Genomic DNA, 18,357 nt, shown 5'->3' with positions numbered 1-18,357 from the left:
GCAGCGGAACTGTCCAGCGTCCGCGGGGTCGGATGAGGGCGTTTTTATAATGGGCGACCCGGGACGCCCCCCGCTGGAGTTCTATGCCTTCCGATCCGTCTTCCGAAACTCCCAGCCCCGGCTCCTCCCCCCGCCGGCCCGGCTGGCAGCGTTTCATCCTCAAGTTCTTCGCCTGGGTCTTCGGCCTGGCTTTTGCCGTGGTCGCGTCCGCCGTCATCGTCGGCGCCGTGGCCCTGGCCGTGGCCTACCCCAACCTGCCGGACATCGGCGACCTGGCCGACTACCGGCCCAAGCTGCCCCTGCGCATCTTTTCCAGCGACAACGTGCTCCTGGGCGAGTTCGGCGAGGAAAGGCGCAACATGACGCCGATCGGCGAGATTCCCGCGGTCATGAAGCACGCGGTGCTCGCCATCGAGGACGCCCGCTTCTACGAGCACTCCGGCGTCGACTACAAGGGCATGGTGCGCGCCGCCATCGCCAATCTGGGGCGCGTGAAGGCCCAGGGTGCCTCCACCATCACCATGCAGGTGGCCCGCAACGTCTACCTGTCCACGGAGAAGACGTACACCCGCAAGCTGTACGAGGTGCTGCTCACCTTCAAGCTGGAACACCTGCTGACGAAGGACCAGATCCTCGAGATCTACATGAACCAGATCTTCCTGGGCAACCGCGCCTACGGGTTCGCGGCCGCCTGCGAGATCTACTTCGGCAAGCCGCTGAAGGACATCACCATCGCCGAAGCGGCCATGCTGGCCGGCCTGCCCAAGGCCCCTTCGGCCTACAACCCGGTGTCCAACCCGGCCCGCGCCCGCGCCCGCCAGCTGTACATCATCGAACGGATGGAAGAAAACGGTTTCATCACGGCCCAGCAGGCCGACGAAGCCAAGAAGCAGGAACTGCACGTGCGCACCGGCACGCAGACCACCGCCATCCGCGCCGAGTACGTTGCCGAAATGGTGCGCCAGCTGGTCTACGCCCAGTACGGCGACGAGACCTACACCCGCGGCCTGAACGTCTACACCACGGTCAAGGCCAGCGAGCAGGAAGCCGCGTACAAGTCCCTGCGCGCCGGGATCATGAACTACGAGAAGCGCCAGATCTACCGCGGTCCGGAGCGCTTCGTCGACCTGCCCAACGACCCCAAGGAGCTGGACGACGCGGTGGACGACGCCCTGTCCGACCACCCGGACAACGGCGATGTGCTGGCGGCCGTGGTGCTGGACGTCAACCCGAAGAAGATCACCGCGGTGCGCGCCAACGGCGACAAGGTGGAGATCGTCGGCGCCGGCCTGGAAGCCGCCCGCTCCGGCCTGTCGGACAAGGCCACGCCCAAGATCAAGATCCGCCGCGGCGCCGTCATCCGCGTGATGAAGACGCCCAAGGACGCCTGGGAAATCACCCAGCTGCCCGAGGTGGAAGGCGCCTTTGTCGCCCTCGACCCGCGCGACGGCGCCGTGCACGCGCTGGTGGGCGGCTTCGACTTCAACAAGAACAAGTTCAACCACGTCACCCAGGCGTGGCGCCAGCCCGGTTCCGGCTTCAAGCCCTTCATCTACTCCGCGGCGCTGGAAAAGGGCTTCACGCCTTCGACCATCATCAACGACGCGCCGCTGTTCTTCGACGCCGGCGTCACCGGCGGCCAGCCCTGGGAGCCGAAGAACTACGACGGCAAGTTCGAAGGCCCGATGCCGCTGCACACCGGCCTCGCCAAGTCGAAGAACATGATCTCGATCCGCATCCTGCAGGCCGTGGGCACGCAGAACGCGCAGGACTGGATCACGCGCTTCGGCTTCGACGCCGACAAGCACCCGCCCTACCTGACCATGGCGCTGGGCGCCGGCTCGGTCACGCCGATGCAGCAGGCGCTGGCCTACTCGGTGTTCGCCAACGGCGGCTACCGCGTCAATCCCTGGCTGATCACCCGCGTGACGGACGCCAAGGGCAAGGTGCTGGTGGAAAGCCAGCCGCCGCTGCCCAACGAGGCGATGCGCGCCATCGACGCCCGCAACGCCTTCATCATGGACCGCCTGCTGCAGGAAGTGGCCCGCATCGGCACCGCCGCCCGCACGCAGAAGGAACTGGGGCGCCCGGACCTGTACGGCAAGACCGGCACCACCAACGACTCCATCGACAGCTGGTTCAACGGCTTCCAGCCCACGCTGACCGCGATCGTGTGGGTCGGCTACGACAACCCCCGCTCGCTGGGCGACCGCGAAACGGGCGGCAGCCTGAGCGTGCCGATCTGGATCGACTTCATGCGCACGGCGCTCAAGGGGGTGCCGGTCATGGAGCCATCCGCGCCCGAAGGCGTCATCAACGTCGGCGGCGAGTGGTACTACGACGAGTACGCACCCGGCAAGGGCGTCTCCAGCCTGGGCCTGACTGGCGGCGACCCCGGTGGCGGCAATGGCGCGCCGGCGCCCCAGGCGCCGGCCGGCCCCTCGGGCGAGGCCTCGCCCGGCTCGCCGTCCACGGACCGCAGCATGGCCAATTCCGACGGCCAGCCGCCGGCGCCGCGTCAGCCGGCGCCGGACGAGAAGCGCAGTATCCTGGACCTGTTCAGGAACTGAAGGCCAGCGGCTCGCCGGCCTGCTGGCTGGCGTAGCGCGCCAGGTCGGACCAGAATTCGCCGGTCCCCTTGCTGTCGCGCCACTCCTGGCCGTTGAACTTGTAGTGGAAGCCGCCCGCCCTGGCGGCCATCCAGACCTCCTGCAGCGGTTTCTGCAGGTTGATGATGATCTGGGTGCGGTCGGCGAAGGTCAGCGTGACCATCCCGCCGACGCGCTGGTTGTCGACGTCGGCGTCGGTTTTTTCGTTGATGGAGTCACAGCAGGCCTCGACGCGGGCAAGAAGGGCTTCGGCGTGGTCGAGGTACTCGAGGTCGGTCATTACAATTTCCAGATGCCAGGGTTTCGTCTTTTCCAAATTCTAGTCAGCGCCCCCGCGCGCCGCCTTGTCCTCGCCGCGGCCGGGGTCGCGTTGCTGGGCGCCTGCGGCCAGAAGGGCCCACTCTACCTGCCCCAGGGCGAAGCGGCCGCCGGCCGCACCACGCTGGGCGAGATCATCACGCCGGCGCCGTCCACGGCGGTCACCACGCCCCGGCCGGCCGCTTCGGCCGTGCCGGAGTCGGGCAAGGCCGTGCCGGGGGTGCAGCCATGAGCGCGACGGTCCTTCCCGGCCAGCCACAGGTCCATTACCGTGGCGACGAACTCTACGTGGAAGACGTGCGCCTGGCCGACCTCGCGCGCGAGCACGGCACGCCGCTGTTCGTCTATTCCAAGGCTTCCATGCTGGCGGCGCTCGCGGCCTACCAGCGCGGCTTCGCCGGCCGCAAGGCGAAGGTCTGCTACGCGATGAAGGCGAACTCCTCGCTGGCCATCCTGCAGCTGTTCGCGCGCGCCGGCTGCGGCTTCGACATCGTGTCGGGCGGCGAGCTGGAGCGCGTGCTGGCCGCCGGCGTCCCGGCGGGCGAGATCATCTTCTCCGGCGTCGGCAAGACCCGGCGCGAGATGCGGCGCGCCCTGGAAGTCGGCATCCGCTGCTTCAACGTGGAAAGCGAAGCCGAACTCGAGGTGCTGAGCGCCGTGGCCGTCGAAATGGGCAAGCGCGCGCCGGTCAGCCTGCGCGTGAACCCCGATGTCGACCCCAAGACGCACCCGTACATCTCCACGGGCCTCAAGGGCAACAAGTTCGGCATCGCGCACAAGGATGCCCTGCTCGCCTACCAGCGCGCGGCGCAGCTGCCCGGGCTGCAGGTGGTGGGCATCGACTGCCACATCGGCTCGCAGATCACCTTCATGTCGCCCTACCTCGATGCGATGGACCGCATCCTGGACCTGGTGGACAGCGTCGAGCGCGCCGGCATCCGCCTGCACCACATCGACTTCGGCGGCGGCCTGGGCATCAACTACACCGGCGAACAGCCGCCCGCAGCCGACGCGCTGTGGCAGCAGCTGCTGGCCAAGCTCGACGCCCGCGGCTACGGCGACCGCGAACTGATGATCGAACCGGGGCGTTCGCTGGTGGGCAACGCCGGCCTGTGCGTCACCGAAGTGCTGTACCTGAAGCCGGGCGAGCAGAAGAACTTCTGCATCGTCGACGCGGCGATGAACGACCTGCCGCGGCCCGCCATGTACGAGGCCTTCCATGCCATCGTGCCGCTGGCGCGCAATGAAGTGAAGCCGGCGACTTTCGACGTGGTCGGGCCGGTGTGCGAGAGCGGCGACTGGATCGGCCGCGACCGCAAGCTGTCGGTCGAGCCGGGCGAGTTCCTGGCCGTGCTGTCTGCCGGCGCCTATTGCATGAGCATGGCCAGCAACTACAACGCGCGCGGCCGGCCGGCAGAATTGCTGGTCGATGGCAGCCAGGTGCACATGATCCGCGAGCGGGAGGACGTCGCGGACCAGATGCGCAAGGAAAAGCTGCTGCCGTAGTGCCTGGTGCGCAGCGAAGCTGGCGCACCTTACGAGCGGGAGCGGACGGGCGTAGGGTGCGCAGCTCCGCCGCGCACCACGCGCTTGGTTGACCGAAGCCAGTTCACCACCCGCCAGCCAAGCAGCACCGCCAGGATCGCTGCATACACCGCCACCTCGGCGAAGTTGTGCTTGCCCGCCCGCATCCAGAAGAAGTGCAGGATGCCCAGGCCCGCGATCACGTAGACCAGCCGGTGCAGCGCCTGCCAGCGCTTCGCGCCCAGCGCCTTGATCGCGCGGTTGAACGAGGTCGCCGCCAGCGGCGTCAGCAGCACGAAGGCGGCGAAGCCGACCAGGATGAAGGGCCGCTTGGCGATGTCCTTCGCGATCTCGCCGAAGTCGAACGCCTGGTCGAAGCCGCTGTAGCTGAGGAAATGCAGCACCACGTAGAAGTACGTGAACAGCCCCAGCATGCGCCGGAAGCGCAGCAGCGCCGGCAGCTTCGCCATGGTCCGCACCGGCGTGACCGCCAAGGTCAGGCACAGGAAGCGCAGCGTCCAGTCGCCCGTGGAGCGGATCAGGTGTTCCGCCGGGTTGGCGCCCAGCTGATTCGTGATCGCGCCATAGAGCAGCCAGCAGAAGGGCAGCAGCGACAGCACGAACACCAGGGGCTTGGCTGCCGGATGCAGCAGCGCGCGGGTGGCGGTTTGCACGGCTTCAGTAGTTCTTCTTCAGGTCCATCCCGGCATACAGCTGGCCCACCTGGGCCTCGTAGCCGTTGAACATCAGGGTCTTGCGCTTCTTCGCGAACAGGCCGTCCTCGCCGATGCGGCGCTCGGTGGCCTGCGACCAGCGCGGATGGTCCACGTTGGGGTTCACGTTCGAGTAGAAGCCGTACTCGTTGGAAGCGGCCTTGTTCCAGGCGGTTCCCGGCTGCTTCTCGACGAAGCGGATCTTCACGATGCTCTTGGCGCTCTTGAAGCCATATTTCCACGGCACCACCACGCGCACCGGCGCCCCGTTCTGGTTCGGCAGCACTTCGCCGTACATGCCGAAGGTGAGCAGCGTCAGTGGATGCATCGCCTCGTCCATGCGCAGGCCTTCCGCGTAGGGCCAGTCCAGCACGCGCGAGCCGACGAAGGGCATGGTCTTGGGGTCGGCGAGCGTGAGGAACTCGACGTACTTCGCGTTGCCCAGGGGCTCGACCTTGTTGATCAGGTTGGCCAGCGAATAGCCCACCCAGGGGATCACCATCGACCAGCCTTCGACGCAGCGCAGGCGGTAGATGCGCTCTTCCTGCGCGCTCAGCTTCACGAGGTCCTCGATGCCGTACTTGCCCGGCTTCTTCACCAGGCCGTCGACTTCCACCGTCCAAGGCGAGGTCTTGAGCGTGTGCGCGTTCTGCGCCGGGTCGGCCTTGTCGGTGCCGAACTCGTAGTAGTTGTTGTAGCTGGTGGCGTCCTTGTACTCGGTCACCTTCTCCATGGTGGCCGCGCCGGCCACCGTGGACTTCACCGCGTTCAGCGGCGCCAGCTTGCCGGGGCGCGGCGCCTGGGCGAGGGCCTGGCGCCCGGCCCAGGACGCCAGCGCGACGCCGGCGCCGCCCATGGCCAGCCATTGCAGCATGCGGCGGCGCTCTTCGTAGACCGCGCGCGAGGTGATCTCGCTGGCGATCGGGTGCTCGTAGCCGTCGCGGCCGGTTCGGATCAGCATGGAATCTCCTTCGAAATGCTTGCGTGTCCCACGTAGTACGAAGCCGGAGCGCTATCGGTTACAGCGAAATCACAGTTCCCCGTAACTATGCAGCCCGGACAGGAACATGTTCACGCCCAGGAAGGCGAATGTCGTCACGGCCAGCCCGACCAGCGCCCACCAGGCCGACACCGTGCCGCGCAGGCCCTTCATCAGGCGCATGTGCAGCCAGGCGGCGTAGTTGAGCCAGACGATCAGGGCCCAGGTCTCCTTCGGGTCCCAGCTCCAGTAGCCGCCCCAGGCTTCGGCGGCCCAGAGGGCGCCCAGCACGGTGGCGATGGTGAAGAAGGCGAAGCCGACGGCGATGGACTTGTACATCACGTCGTCCAGCACCTCCAGCGCCGGCAGCCGTTCGGCAATGCGCTTGCGGGTGGCCAGGATGCCAGCGACGATCAGCGCCGAGACGCCGAAGTAGGCCGTCCAGTACAGGCTGCTGCCCTGCACCGACTGGCGGAAGACCACGGGCAGCACGCACAGCAGCACGCCCAGCACCCACAGCGGCGCCAGCTTGTACAGGCGCGTCTCGGTGGCCTGCTGCTTGATCAGGTAGGCGAAGGCCACCATCGCCGACAGCGAGAAGGTGCCGTAGCCGATGAAGTTGGCCGGCACGTGCAGCTTCATCCACCAGCTCTTGAGGGCCGGCACCAGCGGCTGGATCTCGTGCGCCTCGCGCGCCACCGAGTACCACATGAGGAAGCCGACGGCGGCGGTCACCACCAGCATCACGAAGGCGCCCAGCACGCGCGTGCCGTACTGCTCTTCGAAGTACAGGTAGAAGGTGGTCGTGAGCCAGCAGAACAGGACGAACACCTCGTAGAGGTTGCTCACCGGGATGTGGCCGACGTCGGCGCCCACCAGGTAGCTCTCGTACCAGCGCACCATGGTGCCGATGAGCGCCATCGAGACGGCGGCCCAGGCCAGGCGCGAGCCTATGGCTTCCATGGCGGCCGACTGGGTGCGGGCGAACATGCCGATCCAGTAGAAGACCGTGCTCATGACGAACAGCACGCTCATCCAGAGGATGGCCGACTGGCTGGAGAGGAAGTACTTCAGCCAGAACACGCTGTCCGCGCGCCCCAGGTCGCCCTGGTAGGCGTTGATCCCCAGCAGCGCGAACACGGCCACCACGGCCATCAGCAGCCGCAGCGGCCGCCAGAACCAGCCCACCCAGATGGCGGCCGGCACCGCGCCGAACAGGATGCCTTTTTCGTACACGTCCATCGCCTGCCCGTAGCGGGAGAAGGCGAAGGCGCCGCCGGCCACGACGGCCAGCGCGAACAGCCAGTCGAACGGGCTGCGCCGCGAAAGAAAGCTCTCGTGCAGCGTGATGGTCTGGGTGGCTGTATTCATGGTTTGATCCCCAGGATGCGCTCCTTCAGCCGGTCGAACTCCCGATCGACTTCCAGCAGCTTGCGATTGCTCGATAGTGCCATGCGCGCCTGCGAACCGGTGCCCGATGGGGCCAGCCACACCCAGAGGCGGCGCTCCCGAACGTACAGCATCGCGAAAACGCCCAGGATCAGCAGGGCGAAGGCGGCATAGACGATGAGGTGGCCGGGCGAACGCGTCACCTGGAACACGCTGGCCTGCACCTGCTTGAAATCCTGCAGCTCGAAGGCGACCGGCGCCGGATAGGCGAACACGTCGCTCAGCGCCAGCACGGCCTGCGTCATGAAGGCCTGCGTCTTGTCGTCGCGTGACAACGGCGCCAGGCCGTCGCGGGCGCGAGCCTGCTGCTCCAGCTCGAACAGCGCGCCGTTCAGGATGCGCACCAGCACTTCGCCGGCGCGGGCGCGCTCGGTTTCGGCGACGTTGGATTCCAGGAACTCGGACACGGCCTGCAACCCGCCGGCGGCCCTGCCCGGGCCGGTTTCGGCGCCGGCAAACAGCGCCAGCGCGCGGCCGGTGGAGGCGGCCAGCTGCTCGCGCAGCTGCGCCTTCGCGGGATCGGTGGCCTGCTTGGCATAGGACTGCACCGCCGCCTCGCGCAGCTTGGCGTCGTTCAGCGCGCCGCGCAGGCGGAAGAAATCGTCCATCGTGCCCTGTCCGTCGGCCGGCACGCGCAGGTAGCGGAAGCCCGCGTCTGCGCTGTCACGCACGCCCAGCACGAACACCGGCACGCCGTCGCCCAGGTCCATGGGCAGCATGTAGTTGTGGTACTCGCGGGCCTGGCCGGAGGCGTCGCGCAGCTTGTAGTTGATGCTGGGGCCGACGTTGCGCAGGTTCTTCCTGGTCGCGGTCTTGTTGGCCGCGCCCAGGCGCGCGTCCAGCGAGGACTTCAGGTCCACCTTGCGCGGGTCCGTGCCTTCGCCCGGGCCCGACAAGTTCTCCACGTTGAAGACACGCAGGCCGGTGTACTCCAGCGTCATCTTCTCGGCGCCGACCTGCTGGCCCTTGGCCAGTTCGGTGCTGTTGCCGATGGTGCCTTGCACCGTGAAGGTCTTGCCGCTGCCGTCCAGGGGCACGGCCTTCAGGGTGACGGCGGAGCCACCGTCGTCGAAGCTCGATTGGAAGATGTCGACGCCGCGCCAGTGCGCGGGATGATTCACCTCCACCCGCGCCGGAATGGCTTCGCCCGTCTCGCGGTCGTGGATGACGATGTCGCTGGCGAACAGCTTGGGCATGCCCGTGGAGTAGAAATCCACGATGAACTTCTTCAGCTCGATGCTGAAGGGCAGTTCCTGCAGCACGATGCCGTCGCTCTGGTTCAGGATGGCGGTGGACGACTGCGTGCCTTCGGACACCAGCAGGTTGCCGCGGAAGGTGGGGTTGGTGCTGGGCAACCGGTGCTGCTCCGGCACGTCCGACACCATGCCGCCGCCCGTGTAGGGCGTCTTGCCGCGCAGGAGCATCTGCGCGCGCACCACCAAGTCGCCATCGAGCAGGCCGCCCAGGCAGGCCAGCACGATGGCGCTGTGCGCGCACAGGTAGCCGATCTTGTTGAAGCTGCCGGTCTTGGCCGCGACCATCCAGCCGGATTCGCCGCGCTGCTGCAGCCGCACCTTCCAGCCGGACTTGGCCAGCGCCGCGCCGATCTCGCGCGCGGCCTGCTCCGGGCCCTGCGGCAAGGCGCCTTCGGCGCGGTGGTGGAAGGCCAGCAGGCTCTGTTCGCGGATGCTTTCCTTGAGGGTGCGCAGGTCCTGAAAAATCTTGGGCGTGTTGCGCGCAATGCACAGCGAGGTGCTCACGACGAGGAAAGCCAGGATCAGCAGGAACCACCAGGAGCCATAGACCGCGTTGAGGCGGATCGCCAGGAACAGCTGGGCCCAGAAGGGACCGAACTGGTTGACGTAGTTGCCCACCGGCTCCTGCTGCTTCAGCACCGTGCCGATCACCATGGCGATGCAGATGACCGCCAGCAGCGTGATGGCGAACCGCATGGACGACAGCAGCTCCAGCAGCGCGCGCGCGCGCGGGCTGCCGCGCTCGTCGCTCTGGAGGGGAAGGGAAGCGTTCATGGGGTCCTGATGCAAAAAGGCGGGTGCTCCGGGGAGGCACCCGCCCTTCTTGGTCTCATTGGACGTGCTTTAGTTCAACAGGGGCTTGAGCTAGCGCAAGCCGGCGATGTAGTCCGCCACGGCCGCGATCTCGCGGTCGTTCATCCTGAAGGCGATGGCCTGCATCTGCGGGCTGTTGGCGCGCGTGCCGTCGCGGAAGGCCTTCAGCTGGGCGGCCACGTAGTCGGCGTGCTGGCCGGCCAGGCGCGGGTACTGGGCGGGGATGCCGGCGCCGTCGGGGCTGTGGCAGCCCGCACAGGCGGCGACCTGGCGGTTGGCGATGCCGCCGCGGAAGATCCGCTCGCCGGTCATCACGAGGTCCCTGTTCTTGGCGAAGCCGGGCTTGGCCTTCTGGCTCGTCACGTACGCCGCGATGTTCTTCATGTCGGCGTCGGTCAGCTGCGCCGCCATCGGCTGCATGATGGCGTTCACGCGCTTCCCGCTCTTGAACTCCTGCAACTGCTTGACGATGTATTCCGGGTGCTGCTGCGACAGCTTGGGGTTGGCCGGGATGCCCGAATTGCCGCCTGCGCCATGGCAGGCCACGCACGTGGCCGCAGTGAACTTCGCCTCGCCGGCGGCGGCGTCGACCTTGGTCGGCGCCTGCGGAGCCGCAGCGGACGCCGCTGCCGCTGCCGCTGCCGGCGCGGCGGCCGGGGCCGCAGCGGGCGCGGGCTGCGCGCTCGCGGCCTCAGCGGCGGGTTGCTGGGCCAGGGTACTGAGCGAGGACACAGCCAGCACGGCGGCCAGCAACAGGGAGACGGGCGTCTTGGTCACTTTGGATGGGCTCGTTATTGGCGCAAAACCCGAGGATTCTACAATGCTGCGCTGACCCCCCATTGCACCTGATGACCTCCCCCACGCGGCCCGACGCGCCCACCCCTGCCCCTGCCGCCCCCGCGGTGACCGCCGTCCAAGCCATGGGCTGGCTGCACACGGCCCGTTTCCTGACGACCGCGCCACGCCTGGAACACCTGCCACCCCACGAGGTGCCGGAGATCGCTTTCGTCGGCCGCTCCAATGCCGGCAAGTCCACCTGTATCAACAGGTTGACGCAGCAGAAGCGGCTGGCCTTTGCCTCCAAGACGCCCGGCCGCACGCAGGCCATCAACCTGTTCGCCCTGGGCAAGCAGGGCGAGACCGACGCCGTGCTGGCCGACCTGCCCGGGTACGGCTACGCCGCCGTGCCCAAGGCAGACAAGATCCGCTGGCAGCAGGTGATGGCCAACTACCTCGTCACCCGCGAAAACCTCGCAGGCGTCGTGATGCTGGTGGATCCGCGCCACGGCATCACCGAGCTGGACGACATCCTGCTGGAGGTGATCCGCCCGCGCCTGGAGGCGGGCCTGAAGCTGCTGGTGCTGCTCACCAAGGCTGACAAGCTGAATCGCGCAGAAGCCAACAAGGCGCTGTCCATCGCGCGACTGCAGACCGCCGGCGGCGAAGTCAAACTGTTCTCGGCCCTGAAGCGCCAGGGGCTGGAGGAGACTTCCCTCCTGCTCTGGCAGTGGACCCACCCCGAACCGGCATCCCCATGATCGAGACCTGGCTGCAGCCCCTCCCCCACGGCATCAACCTCAGTTGCCGCGCAGCGGGGGAGCGGGGGCAGCCAGTGCTCATGTTCCTGCACGGTTTTCCCGAGGCGGCCTTCGTCTGGGACGAACTGCTGCAGCACTTCGCCGCGCGCGGCTATCGCTGCGTGGCGCCGAACCTGCGCGGCTTCGAGCAGTCGTCGCGACCGGCGGACGCCAAGGATTACCGGGCGAAATTCCTGGTGCAGGACATCGCGGCGCTCATCGCCACCGAAGGCGGCGAGCTGGAATGCCTGGTGGCGCACGACTGGGGCGGCGCGGTGGCCTGGGGTGTCGCCAACCAGCTGCCGCAACTGGCGCGCCGCCTGGCGATCGTCAATTCACCCCACCCCGGCACCTTCCTGCGCGAGCTGCAACGCAACACCCGGCAGCAGCAGGCCAGCGCGTACATGAACTTCCTGGTCCGGCCGGACGCGGAGGCCTTGCTGCGCGAGGACGGCTATCGGCGCTTGCTGGGATTCTTCGAGCATCCTGCGTGGATGACGGAGGACCTGAGGCGCCGCTACATCGAGGTGTGGGACGCAAGCCTCGAAGGCGGCTGCAACTACTACCGCGCCTCGCCGCTGCGGCCTGGCAGCGCCGACGCCGTGACCTTGCCGCGCGAGATGCTGACGGTGGACATCCCGACGCTGGTGCTGTGGGCGATGGACGACATCGCCCTGGGGCCGGAGCTGGTCGAGGGCCTGGACGAATACGTCTCGCGCCTCACCCTGGAGAAGGTGCCGGGCGCGACGCACTGGATCATCCACGAGCGGCCGGCTTTCGTCGCCCAACGGCTCGAGGCATTCCTTGCGCGCTAATAAACGCCCGGCTCCCCCGGCGGCCGGCTCTTGAAACGCTTGTGCACCCAGTAGTACTGCGACGGCATCTCGTCGATGTAGTGCTCCAGCTGCTCGTTCATCCGCGCCGTATCGGCCTCGAGGTTCCCGCTGGGGAAGTTCGTCCAGGCGTCCAGCACCCGCACCTCGTAGCCTTCCGGCGTGAGCTGGGGCACCACCGGGACCACCTTGGCCCGGCCCAGGCGCGCAAAGCGCGAGAGCGAAGGCAAGGTCGCCGCCGGCACGCCGTAGAACGGCACCCAGATCGACTCCTCCGCCCCGAAGTTCATGTCCGGCAGCAGGATCATGATGTGCCCCGCGCGCATCGCCGCGATCAGGTCGCGCACGCCTTCGGAGCGGCTCATGCCGCGCGCATCGCCGAAGCGGTGCCGGCCCTTGAACACCCATTCATCGACGATCTTGTTGCTCTGCTGGGTGTAGATGCCCAGGAAACGGCGCTGCACCTGCTGCGTGAGCGCGGTCACGGCGGCGTCCAGCCCCACGAAGTGCGGCAGGAAGACGATGGTGGGCTCGTTGCCCGCCAGGTCGGCGACCGCGCCGGTCACCTTCAGCCGGCGCTGCACGACCTCGGGCTCGGAGTGCCAGAGCCAGCCGCGGTCCAGGAAGGACTGCACGACGTGGATGAACACCTCGCGGGTGGCGCGGCGGCGCTCCGCAGCGCTCCACTGCGGGAAGCACAGCCGGAAGTTGACGTCCACCACGCGCCGGCGCGGGAACACCAGCACGTACAGCAGCAGGCCCAGCGCGGTGCCGAGCGCGCGCACCCAGCGCAGCGGCAGCAGCGCCATCGTGCGTAGAAACAGGATGCCCAGGCGGCTCATCATGGCGCGAGCTCCTGGCGCGGCGTCTTGTAGCGCGCATAGCCCCACAGGTACTGCGTGGGCGCCTCGCGCACCAGCGTCTCCATCTGCTGGTTCACGGCGCCCGCGGCCTGGTCCGGTCCCTCGCCCAGCGCGCCCTGCCAGGGCAGCACGTGCACGCGGTAGCCACGGCCGCCCCGCAGGCGCTCGCCCCAGCTGAGAAGCAGGATGGCGCCGGTCTGCTGGACCAGCCGCGCCGGCAGGGTCATGGTGTAGGCCGGCTTGCCGAAGAACGGCGCCCAGACGCCCAGCCCGTTCGGAGGCACCTGGTCCGGCAGCAGGCCGACGGCGCGGCCGGACTTCAGCGCCCGCAGCATCTGGCGCACGCCGGCCAGGGTGGTGGGCGCGGTTTCCAGGTTGGGCCGGGCCCGGGAACGGTCGATCAGGTCGCGCAGCCAGGCCTTGCGGGCCGGCCGGTACAGCACCGTCATGGGCCCGAAGCGCTGCGCATAGGCCTGCGCCGTCACCTCGAAGCAGCCCAGGTGTGGCGTCAGGAACACGAGGCCGCGACCACTTGCACGGGCGGCCTCGATCAGTTCGTCGCCCTTCCATTGCACCGGCACCGGGGCGCCGAACCACAGCCGGGGCGCCTCGGCGACCAGCCGGCCGGCTTCGCCGACGGCGCGGCGGACCTGCCGGAAGGCGTAGCCCGCCTGCGCCGCGTTGGCCAGGAAGCGCCGCCGGTAGGTCGGCGAGCCCAGGAAAGCCACCCAGCCCAGGAAGGCTCCCAGGAGGTGCAGCAGGGGCAGCGGCCAGAGGGCCAGCAGGTGGAAGAGTCTTTTCACGCGAGTTAGAATCGGGACGTCGCCGAGTTATTGAACTACTTGCAGGGCGACGTTAAACAAAGCTGCTAAAGCGTTCGCCCCAAGCTCCGGCACAAGGCAACGCGCCTTCTGTAGCAACAACGGAGTTTATTCAAATGGCGAACGACTTCCTCTTCACGTCCGAATCCGTGTCCGAAGGCCACCCCGACAAGGTGGCGGACCAGATCTCCGACGCGATCCTGGACGCGATCTTCAAGCAGGATCCGCGCAGCCGCGTGGCCGCCGAGACGCTGACCAACACCGGCCTGGTCGTCCTGGCCGGCGAGATCACCACCAACGCCCACGTCGACTACATCCAGGTCGCGCGCGACACGATCAAGCGCATCGGCTACGACAACACCGATTACGGCATCGACTACAAGGGCTGCGCGGTGATGGTCTGCTACGACAAGCAGTCCAACGACATCGCCCAGGGCGTGGACCACGCGTCCGACGACCACCTGAACACCGGCGCCGGCGACCAGGGCCTGATGTTCGGCTACGCCTGCGACGAGACGCCGGTGCTGATGCCCGCGCCGATCTACTACGCCCACCGCCTGGTGGAGCGCCAGGCGCAGTTGCGCAAGGACGGCCGCCTGCCCTTCCTGCGCCCGGACGCCAAGTCCCAGGTGACGATGCGCTATGTCGACGGCAAGCCGCACAGCATCGACACGGTGGTGCTGTCCACGCAGCACGCGCCCGACCAGAGCGAGACGCCCACCAAGATGAAGGCCAGCTTCAACGAGGCCATCATCGAGGAAATCATCAAGCCGGTCCTGCCCAAGGAGTGGCTGAAGGAAACCCGCTACCTGATCAACCCGACCGGCCGCTTCGTCATCGGCGGCCCGCAGGGCGATTGCGGCCTGACCGGCCGCAAGATCATCGTCGACACCTACGGCGGCGCCTGCCCGCACGGTGGCGGCGCGTTCTCGGGCAAGGACCCGTCCAAGGTGGACCGCTCGGCTGCCTACGCCGCGCGCTACGTCGCCAAGAACGTGGTGGCCGCCGGCCTGGCGCGCCAGTGCCAGATCCAGGTGGCGTACGCCATTGGCGTGGCCAAGCCGATGAACGTGACCGTCTACACCGAAGGCACGGGCGTCATCCCCGACGACCAGATCGCCTCGCTGATCCACGACCACTTCGACCTGCGTCCGAAGGGCATCATCCAGATGCTGGACCTGCTGCGCCCCATCTACGAAAAGACCGCCGCCTACGGCCACTTCGGCCGCGAGGAGCCGGAGTTCTCGTGGGAGCGCACGGACAAGGCCGCCGCGCTGCGCGCGGCGGCGGGCCTGAAGTAACCCTCGTCACCCCCGCGCAGGCGGGGGCCCAGGGCATTCGGGAAAGCGGCCTGCGGGCCGCTTTTCTTTTGGCGCGGTGGAAACCCGTCATGCGCGGCCGATCGAACGCGTCATGAACACACTGTGCGGGTCTTCCTGGTAGTCGCCGAAAGGCGGGCAGTAGGTGAAGCCGAAGCTTTCGTACAGGCGCCGCGCCGGCTGGAACTCCACCTGCGATCCGGTCTCCAGGCTCAAGCGTCCATAGGAACGCGCACGCGCTTCCTGCATGACACGTTCCAGGATCGCGCGGGCCACGCCCTTGTTGCGATGGGCCATCGCGGTCCGCATGGACTTGACCTCGCCGTGCGTGGCGTCCAGCTCCTTCAGCGCGCCGCAACCCAGCAGGTCGGCGCCGGACCAGGCCGTCCAGAAGCTGATGCCCGGACGCCGCAGCGCGTCGAGGTCCAGCGCGTGCACGCTCTCGGGCGGCGAGATCTCGCGCATGTTGCGCAGGTGCTCTTCGAGCAGGGCGCGAATCTCGGGGCCGCGGAGGTCGTCGAGGCGGAGGTGCATGAAGCCGGACGATACACCGACAAGGAAAAAGCGGCCCGCAGGCCGCATTCCTGGACGCCCCGGGTCCCCGCCTCCGCGGGGATGACGAGTGTCCGCCGGGATGACGTCGCGTGCGCCGCCCGTGGCGGCGCCATGCAACGTCAGTTCAACGCCGCCGTCTGCTGCCGGTCGTACTCCGCCCGCTTCATCGTCACGTAGGTCCCGCGGTCCATCTCGTGCAGTTGCCGCGGGTAGCGTTCGGCGGCCGAGAACCACGCGTTGATGCGCTTGTCCACCCGCTGCGCCTCGGGCGCGCTCATGGTGTCCAGGTAGGAGTCGATGGCCAGGTAGTAGCGCATGGCATTGCGCTCGATCGCGCCTCGCACGCCGCCCGTGTACTGCCCGTTGCTCTGGCTGAAGCCCACCTTGTCGGCGCCGGCGGTGTTCAGGTACAGGCTCATCGCCATCTTGCTCGCGCCGCCGTAGCCGTAGGCATAGCTCATGTGCATGAAGGTCTTGCCGTTGTCCAGCGGCACGGCTTCCAGGTTGATGCGGTAGTCGCGCGTGCCCACCGGCCCGGAGGCCGCGTTCAGGCGGGTCTCCAGGTAATCGCTGCTCGCGGCCACCGGCTGGAAGCTGAAGTCGATGCGATAGGCCTGCTCCACCGGCTGGTTGTACTTGCGGCCGATGCGCACCGCCAGGTTGCTGCCGCTCGCATGGCAGTACTTGGTGTTGAAGGGCAGCAGCATGATGTCGCACCAGGCGTTCGGGTCCTGCAGCGCGCCCTTCACCTGGTCGAACGGGTGGTCCACCACGGCATAGACATCGCCCTGCAGCGCGTTCGAACCTTCCTTCGAATCGATGTACATCTGCCGGCCATAGGCGTTGTGGCTCAGCTCGTCGTGCAGTTCGCCATAGCGCGCCTTCAGGCTGCCGGCGTCGGCTTGGGCCTGCATCGCGGGCAAGGCGAGCAGGCAGGCGGCGCCCAGGGCGGCCAGCCAGCGGATGGGGGACTTGCGGGTCATGCGTGTTTCCTGTGGGGATCGGTTTCCTCGGCCTCGGGCACCGGGGCGTCGGCGGGAGCGGCGGTTTCCGACTCTTCTTCCAGGAAGGCCTGGACGTCCAGCTGGATGCCGCCCATGAACAGCGAATGCGGCGCCACTTCGTAGAGGTAGCGGCCGCGCGGGGCCAGGATCAGCCGCATGCGCATCCTCGGCTCCGCGATGCCCTCCCACGCGCGGATCAGCCGCGTGCGCACCAGGTTGTCCGGGCACTGCAGCGACTTGAGCTTGTGGTAGTCGGTCGAGAGCGCCACCGCGTCCAGGTACCACGGCGAGCTCTTGTTGCGCGCCAGCAGGTTGGCCGAGAGGTCGATCTCCAGGGTCAGGAGGTTCCCTTCGGCGTCCAGCACGAGATTGCGTCCGAGCAGGCTGCCGTTGGATTCCCCGTACTTGTACGCGAGGAGCAGATGGGAAGGAGTCTTGCGCAATGAATATTTCATAGGGGCTTCACCCGTTGGCCAGAGTGCCTGAAGCGGCTTCGGCCGGGGTGTAGGACGGTGCAGCGTGTCCGAGTCGGTGCGCTCAGCCATGCTGCCGCCCATAACCGGCGCGGCCCGCCGATTCCTACACGCGCTCGGGGTGCCCTTCCGACGAGTCGCGCGCGCCGTCGGCCCAACATGGGAGCAATCGCACACCCCACACCAGACAAAGGAGTACCTACATGGCTGCTGAAGAACGTGAAGACCGCGACCTGAACCAGGATCCCATCACCGGCGAACCGGGCGCGCACCCGATCGGCACGGGTCTCGGCGCCGCCGGCGGCGCCGTGGCCGGCGCGGCTGCGGGCGCCATCGGCGGCCCCGTCGGCGCCGCCGTGGGCGGCGTGGTCGGCGCCGTGGTCGGCGGCCTCGCCGGCAAGGCTGCGGGCGAAGCCGTGAACCCCACCGCGGAAGAAGCCTTCTGGCGCGACAACTACAGCAAGGAGCCCTACTACGAGGCCGGCCGCACCTATGACGACTACGGCCCGGCCTACCGCCTGGGCCTCTCGGGCCGCGAGCGCTACGAAGACCCGTGGACCAGCGTCGAGCCGCGCCTGGCCGACGAATGGGAAGCGAACCGCGACCAGTCCTCGCTGGACTGGCAGCGGGCCAGCCCCGCTTCGCAGGCCGCGTGGTCCCGCGCCGACGACCAGTACCGCAGCTACGAAGCGGGCCGCGGCACCGGCGCCGCCGCGTCCACCGGCGTGGCCGGCGCGGTCGGCGCGATGCAGACCGCCGGCAACGGCGACGGCGACCGCGGCGACGTCATCGACCTGCTGAAGGACCTGGTCGAATGCTGCAAGGACGGCGAGTACGGCTTCCGCGAATGCGCCGACCAGGCCAAGCGCCAGGACCTGAAGTCCACCTTCCTGCAGCGCGCGGACGACTGCCGCCGCGGCGCCCAGGAGCTGAACGACCTGATCCGCCAGAGCGGCGGCTCGCCCGAGGACGGCGGCAGCGCCATGGGCGCCATGCACCGCGGCTGGGTGTCCATCAAGTCCAAGCTGACCACCTACGACGACAAGGCGGTGCTGGAAGAGGCCGAGCGCGGCGAGGACAACGCCAAGTCGCGCTACATGAAGGCCCTGCAGAAGGACATGCCGGCCAACGTGCGCAGCGTGGTCGACCGCCAGTACCAGGGCGTGATGCGCAACCACGACCAGGTGAAGATGCTGCGCGACCAGTTCCGCGCGGCCAGCTGACCGTAGCAGAATGACGAGGCCGGGGCCC

General features: G+C 68.1%; 18 protein-coding genes. 7 read left to right on the top strand and 11 right to left on the bottom strand.

The features are described 5' to 3' along the window. The first annotated feature begins 83 nt into the window (after window positions 1-83). Entirely contained in the window at window positions 84-2,570 is a 2,487-nt protein-coding gene (locus HHL11_RS28270; RefSeq protein WP_169421942.1) for a penicillin-binding protein 1A, read from the top strand. Here HHL11_RS28270 and cyaY read toward each other — a convergent pair. Continuing rightward, complete coding sequence (gene cyaY / locus HHL11_RS28265; RefSeq protein ID WP_169421941.1) at window positions 2,560-2,889, bottom strand: iron donor protein CyaY; 330 nt, start codon at window positions 2,887-2,889, stop codon at window positions 2,560-2,562. The two genes, HHL11_RS28270 and cyaY, sit on opposite strands and share 11 nt — an antisense overlap. Window positions 2,890-2,979: 90 nt before the next feature. Between cyaY and lptM the strand changes: the two genes are divergently transcribed. Next, on the top strand, window positions 2,980-3,159 hold the full coding sequence (gene lptM / locus HHL11_RS28260) for an LPS translocon maturation chaperone LptM (RefSeq protein ID WP_240980451.1): 180 nt from the start codon (window positions 2,980-2,982) through the stop codon (window positions 3,157-3,159). After that, window positions 3,156-4,433 (top strand): diaminopimelate decarboxylase, encoded by a 1,278-nt coding sequence (gene lysA / locus HHL11_RS28255; protein ID WP_169421939.1) that lies wholly within the window; start codon window positions 3,156-3,158, stop codon window positions 4,431-4,433. The genes lptM and lysA overlap by 4 nt, the downstream gene beginning before the upstream one ends. Before the next feature lie 29 nt (window positions 4,434-4,462). Here the strand turns inward: lysA and HHL11_RS28250 are convergent, their stop codons facing one another. The 5 genes from HHL11_RS28250 to HHL11_RS28230 form a co-directional block, all read right to left on the bottom strand. Further along, window positions 4,463-5,125 (bottom strand): ferric reductase-like transmembrane domain-containing protein, encoded by a 663-nt coding sequence (locus HHL11_RS28250; protein WP_169421938.1) that lies wholly within the window; start codon window positions 5,123-5,125, stop codon window positions 4,463-4,465. Window positions 5,126-5,129: 4 nt separating this feature from the next. Beyond that, on the bottom strand, window positions 5,130-6,125 hold the full coding sequence (gene msrP / locus HHL11_RS28245) for a protein-methionine-sulfoxide reductase catalytic subunit MsrP (protein ID WP_169421937.1): 996 nt from the start codon (window positions 6,123-6,125) through the stop codon (window positions 5,130-5,132). 69 nt (window positions 6,126-6,194) lie between these two features. Then, window positions 6,195-7,589 carry a c-type cytochrome biogenesis protein CcsB gene (gene ccsB / locus HHL11_RS28240; protein WP_425355227.1) on the bottom strand — a complete coding sequence of 465 codons (1,395 nt, stop codon included), beginning with the start codon at window positions 7,587-7,589 and terminating at the stop codon, window positions 6,195-6,197. Next, a complete protein-coding gene (locus HHL11_RS28235) occupies window positions 7,511-9,622 on the bottom strand; it encodes a cytochrome c biogenesis protein ResB (protein WP_169421935.1) in 2,112 nt (703 codons plus the stop codon). Before HHL11_RS28235 ends, ccsB begins: the two co-directional genes overlap by 79 nt. Window positions 9,623-9,712: 90 nt before the next feature. Then, the gene (locus tag HHL11_RS28230; RefSeq protein WP_342593295.1) at window positions 9,713-10,438 is read right to left on the bottom strand and encodes a c-type cytochrome; all 726 of its coding nucleotides are present in this window, start codon (window positions 10,436-10,438) and stop codon (window positions 9,713-9,715) included. Window positions 10,439-10,509: 71 nt separating this feature from the next. On the opposite strand from HHL11_RS28230, the gene yihA reads away from it, so the two are divergent. Both yihA and HHL11_RS28220 read left to right on the top strand, forming a co-directional pair. Then, a complete protein-coding gene (gene yihA / locus HHL11_RS28225; RefSeq protein ID WP_169421933.1) occupies window positions 10,510-11,199 on the top strand; it encodes a ribosome biogenesis GTP-binding protein YihA/YsxC in 690 nt (229 codons plus the stop codon). After that, the gene (locus HHL11_RS28220) at window positions 11,196-12,053 is read left to right on the top strand and encodes an alpha/beta fold hydrolase (protein WP_169422313.1); all 858 of its coding nucleotides are present in this window, start codon (window positions 11,196-11,198) and stop codon (window positions 12,051-12,053) included. The genes yihA and HHL11_RS28220 overlap by 4 nt, the downstream gene beginning before the upstream one ends. Here the strand turns inward: HHL11_RS28220 and HHL11_RS28215 are convergent. Further along, on the bottom strand, window positions 12,050-12,916 hold the full coding sequence (locus tag HHL11_RS28215) for an LpxL/LpxP family acyltransferase (RefSeq protein ID WP_169421932.1): 867 nt from the start codon (window positions 12,914-12,916) through the stop codon (window positions 12,050-12,052). The two genes, HHL11_RS28220 and HHL11_RS28215, sit on opposite strands and share 4 nt — an antisense overlap. Further along, on the bottom strand, window positions 12,913-13,737 hold the full coding sequence (locus tag HHL11_RS28210) for a lysophospholipid acyltransferase family protein (RefSeq protein WP_169421931.1): 825 nt from the start codon (window positions 13,735-13,737) through the stop codon (window positions 12,913-12,915). Before HHL11_RS28210 ends, HHL11_RS28215 begins: the two co-directional genes overlap by 4 nt. Before the next feature lie 134 nt (window positions 13,738-13,871). Between HHL11_RS28210 and metK the strand changes: the two genes are divergently transcribed. After that, window positions 13,872-15,056 (top strand): methionine adenosyltransferase, encoded by a 1,185-nt coding sequence (gene metK, locus HHL11_RS28205; protein ID WP_169421930.1) that lies wholly within the window; start codon window positions 13,872-13,874, stop codon window positions 15,054-15,056. 87 nt (window positions 15,057-15,143) lie between these two features. Here metK and HHL11_RS28200 read toward each other — a convergent pair whose 3' ends face one another. The 3 genes from HHL11_RS28200 to HHL11_RS28190 all read right to left on the bottom strand — a co-directional run bounded on the left by HHL11_RS28200 (window position 15,144) and on the right by HHL11_RS28190 (window position 17,088). Beyond that, complete coding sequence (locus HHL11_RS28200) at window positions 15,144-15,608, bottom strand: GNAT family N-acetyltransferase (protein WP_169421929.1); 465 nt, start codon at window positions 15,606-15,608, stop codon at window positions 15,144-15,146. 140 nt (window positions 15,609-15,748) lie between these two features. Next, complete coding sequence (locus HHL11_RS28195; RefSeq protein ID WP_169421928.1) at window positions 15,749-16,612, bottom strand: hypothetical protein; 864 nt, start codon at window positions 16,610-16,612, stop codon at window positions 15,749-15,751. Next, a complete protein-coding gene (locus HHL11_RS28190; protein WP_169421927.1) occupies window positions 16,609-17,088 on the bottom strand; it encodes a hypothetical protein in 480 nt (159 codons plus the stop codon). Before HHL11_RS28190 ends, HHL11_RS28195 begins: the two co-directional genes overlap by 4 nt. A gap of 221 nt (window positions 17,089-17,309) precedes the next feature. Between HHL11_RS28190 and HHL11_RS28185 the strand changes: the two genes are divergently transcribed. Further along, complete coding sequence (locus tag HHL11_RS28185) at window positions 17,310-18,329, top strand: ferritin-like domain-containing protein (protein WP_169421926.1); 1,020 nt, start codon at window positions 17,310-17,312, stop codon at window positions 18,327-18,329. Window positions 18,330-18,357 lie beyond the last annotated feature (28 nt).

Origin of the sequence: Ramlibacter agri (genome assembly GCF_012927085.1) — a bacterium.
GTDB classification, from domain to species: Bacteria; Pseudomonadota; Gammaproteobacteria; order Burkholderiales; family Burkholderiaceae_C; genus Ramlibacter; species Ramlibacter agri.
The sequence above is the reverse complement of the archived record's forward strand: the minus strand, read 5'-3'. Positions and strand labels throughout refer to the sequence as shown.

Coding starts and splice junctions, on each gene's coding strand:
- HHL11_RS28270 (WP_169421942.1), top strand. CDS start 84: ATGCCTTCCGATCCGTCTTCCGAAACTCCCAGCCCCGGCTCCTCCCCC.
- cyaY (WP_169421941.1), bottom strand. CDS start 2,889: ATGACCGACCTCGAGTACCTCGACCACGCCGAAGCCCTTCTTGCCCGC.
- lysA (WP_169421939.1), top strand. CDS start 3,156: ATGAGCGCGACGGTCCTTCCCGGCCAGCCACAGGTCCATTACCGTGGC.
- msrP (WP_169421937.1), bottom strand. CDS start 6,125: ATGCTGATCCGAACCGGCCGCGACGGCTACGAGCACCCGATCGCCAGC.
- HHL11_RS28235 (WP_169421935.1), bottom strand. CDS start 9,622: ATGAACGCTTCCCTTCCCCTCCAGAGCGACGAGCGCGGCAGCCCGCGC.
- yihA (WP_169421933.1), top strand. CDS start 10,510: ATGACCTCCCCCACGCGGCCCGACGCGCCCACCCCTGCCCCTGCCGCC.
- HHL11_RS28220 (WP_169422313.1), top strand. CDS start 11,196: ATGATCGAGACCTGGCTGCAGCCCCTCCCCCACGGCATCAACCTCAGT.
- HHL11_RS28215 (WP_169421932.1), bottom strand. CDS start 12,916: ATGATGAGCCGCCTGGGCATCCTGTTTCTACGCACGATGGCGCTGCTG.
- metK (WP_169421930.1), top strand. CDS start 13,872: ATGGCGAACGACTTCCTCTTCACGTCCGAATCCGTGTCCGAAGGCCAC.
- HHL11_RS28200 (WP_169421929.1), bottom strand. CDS start 15,608: ATGCACCTCCGCCTCGACGACCTCCGCGGCCCCGAGATTCGCGCCCTG.
- HHL11_RS28195 (WP_169421928.1), bottom strand. CDS start 16,612: ATGACCCGCAAGTCCCCCATCCGCTGGCTGGCCGCCCTGGGCGCCGCC.
- HHL11_RS28190 (WP_169421927.1), bottom strand. CDS start 17,088: ATGAAATATTCATTGCGCAAGACTCCTTCCCATCTGCTCCTCGCGTAC.
- HHL11_RS28185 (WP_169421926.1), top strand. CDS start 17,310: ATGGCTGCTGAAGAACGTGAAGACCGCGACCTGAACCAGGATCCCATC.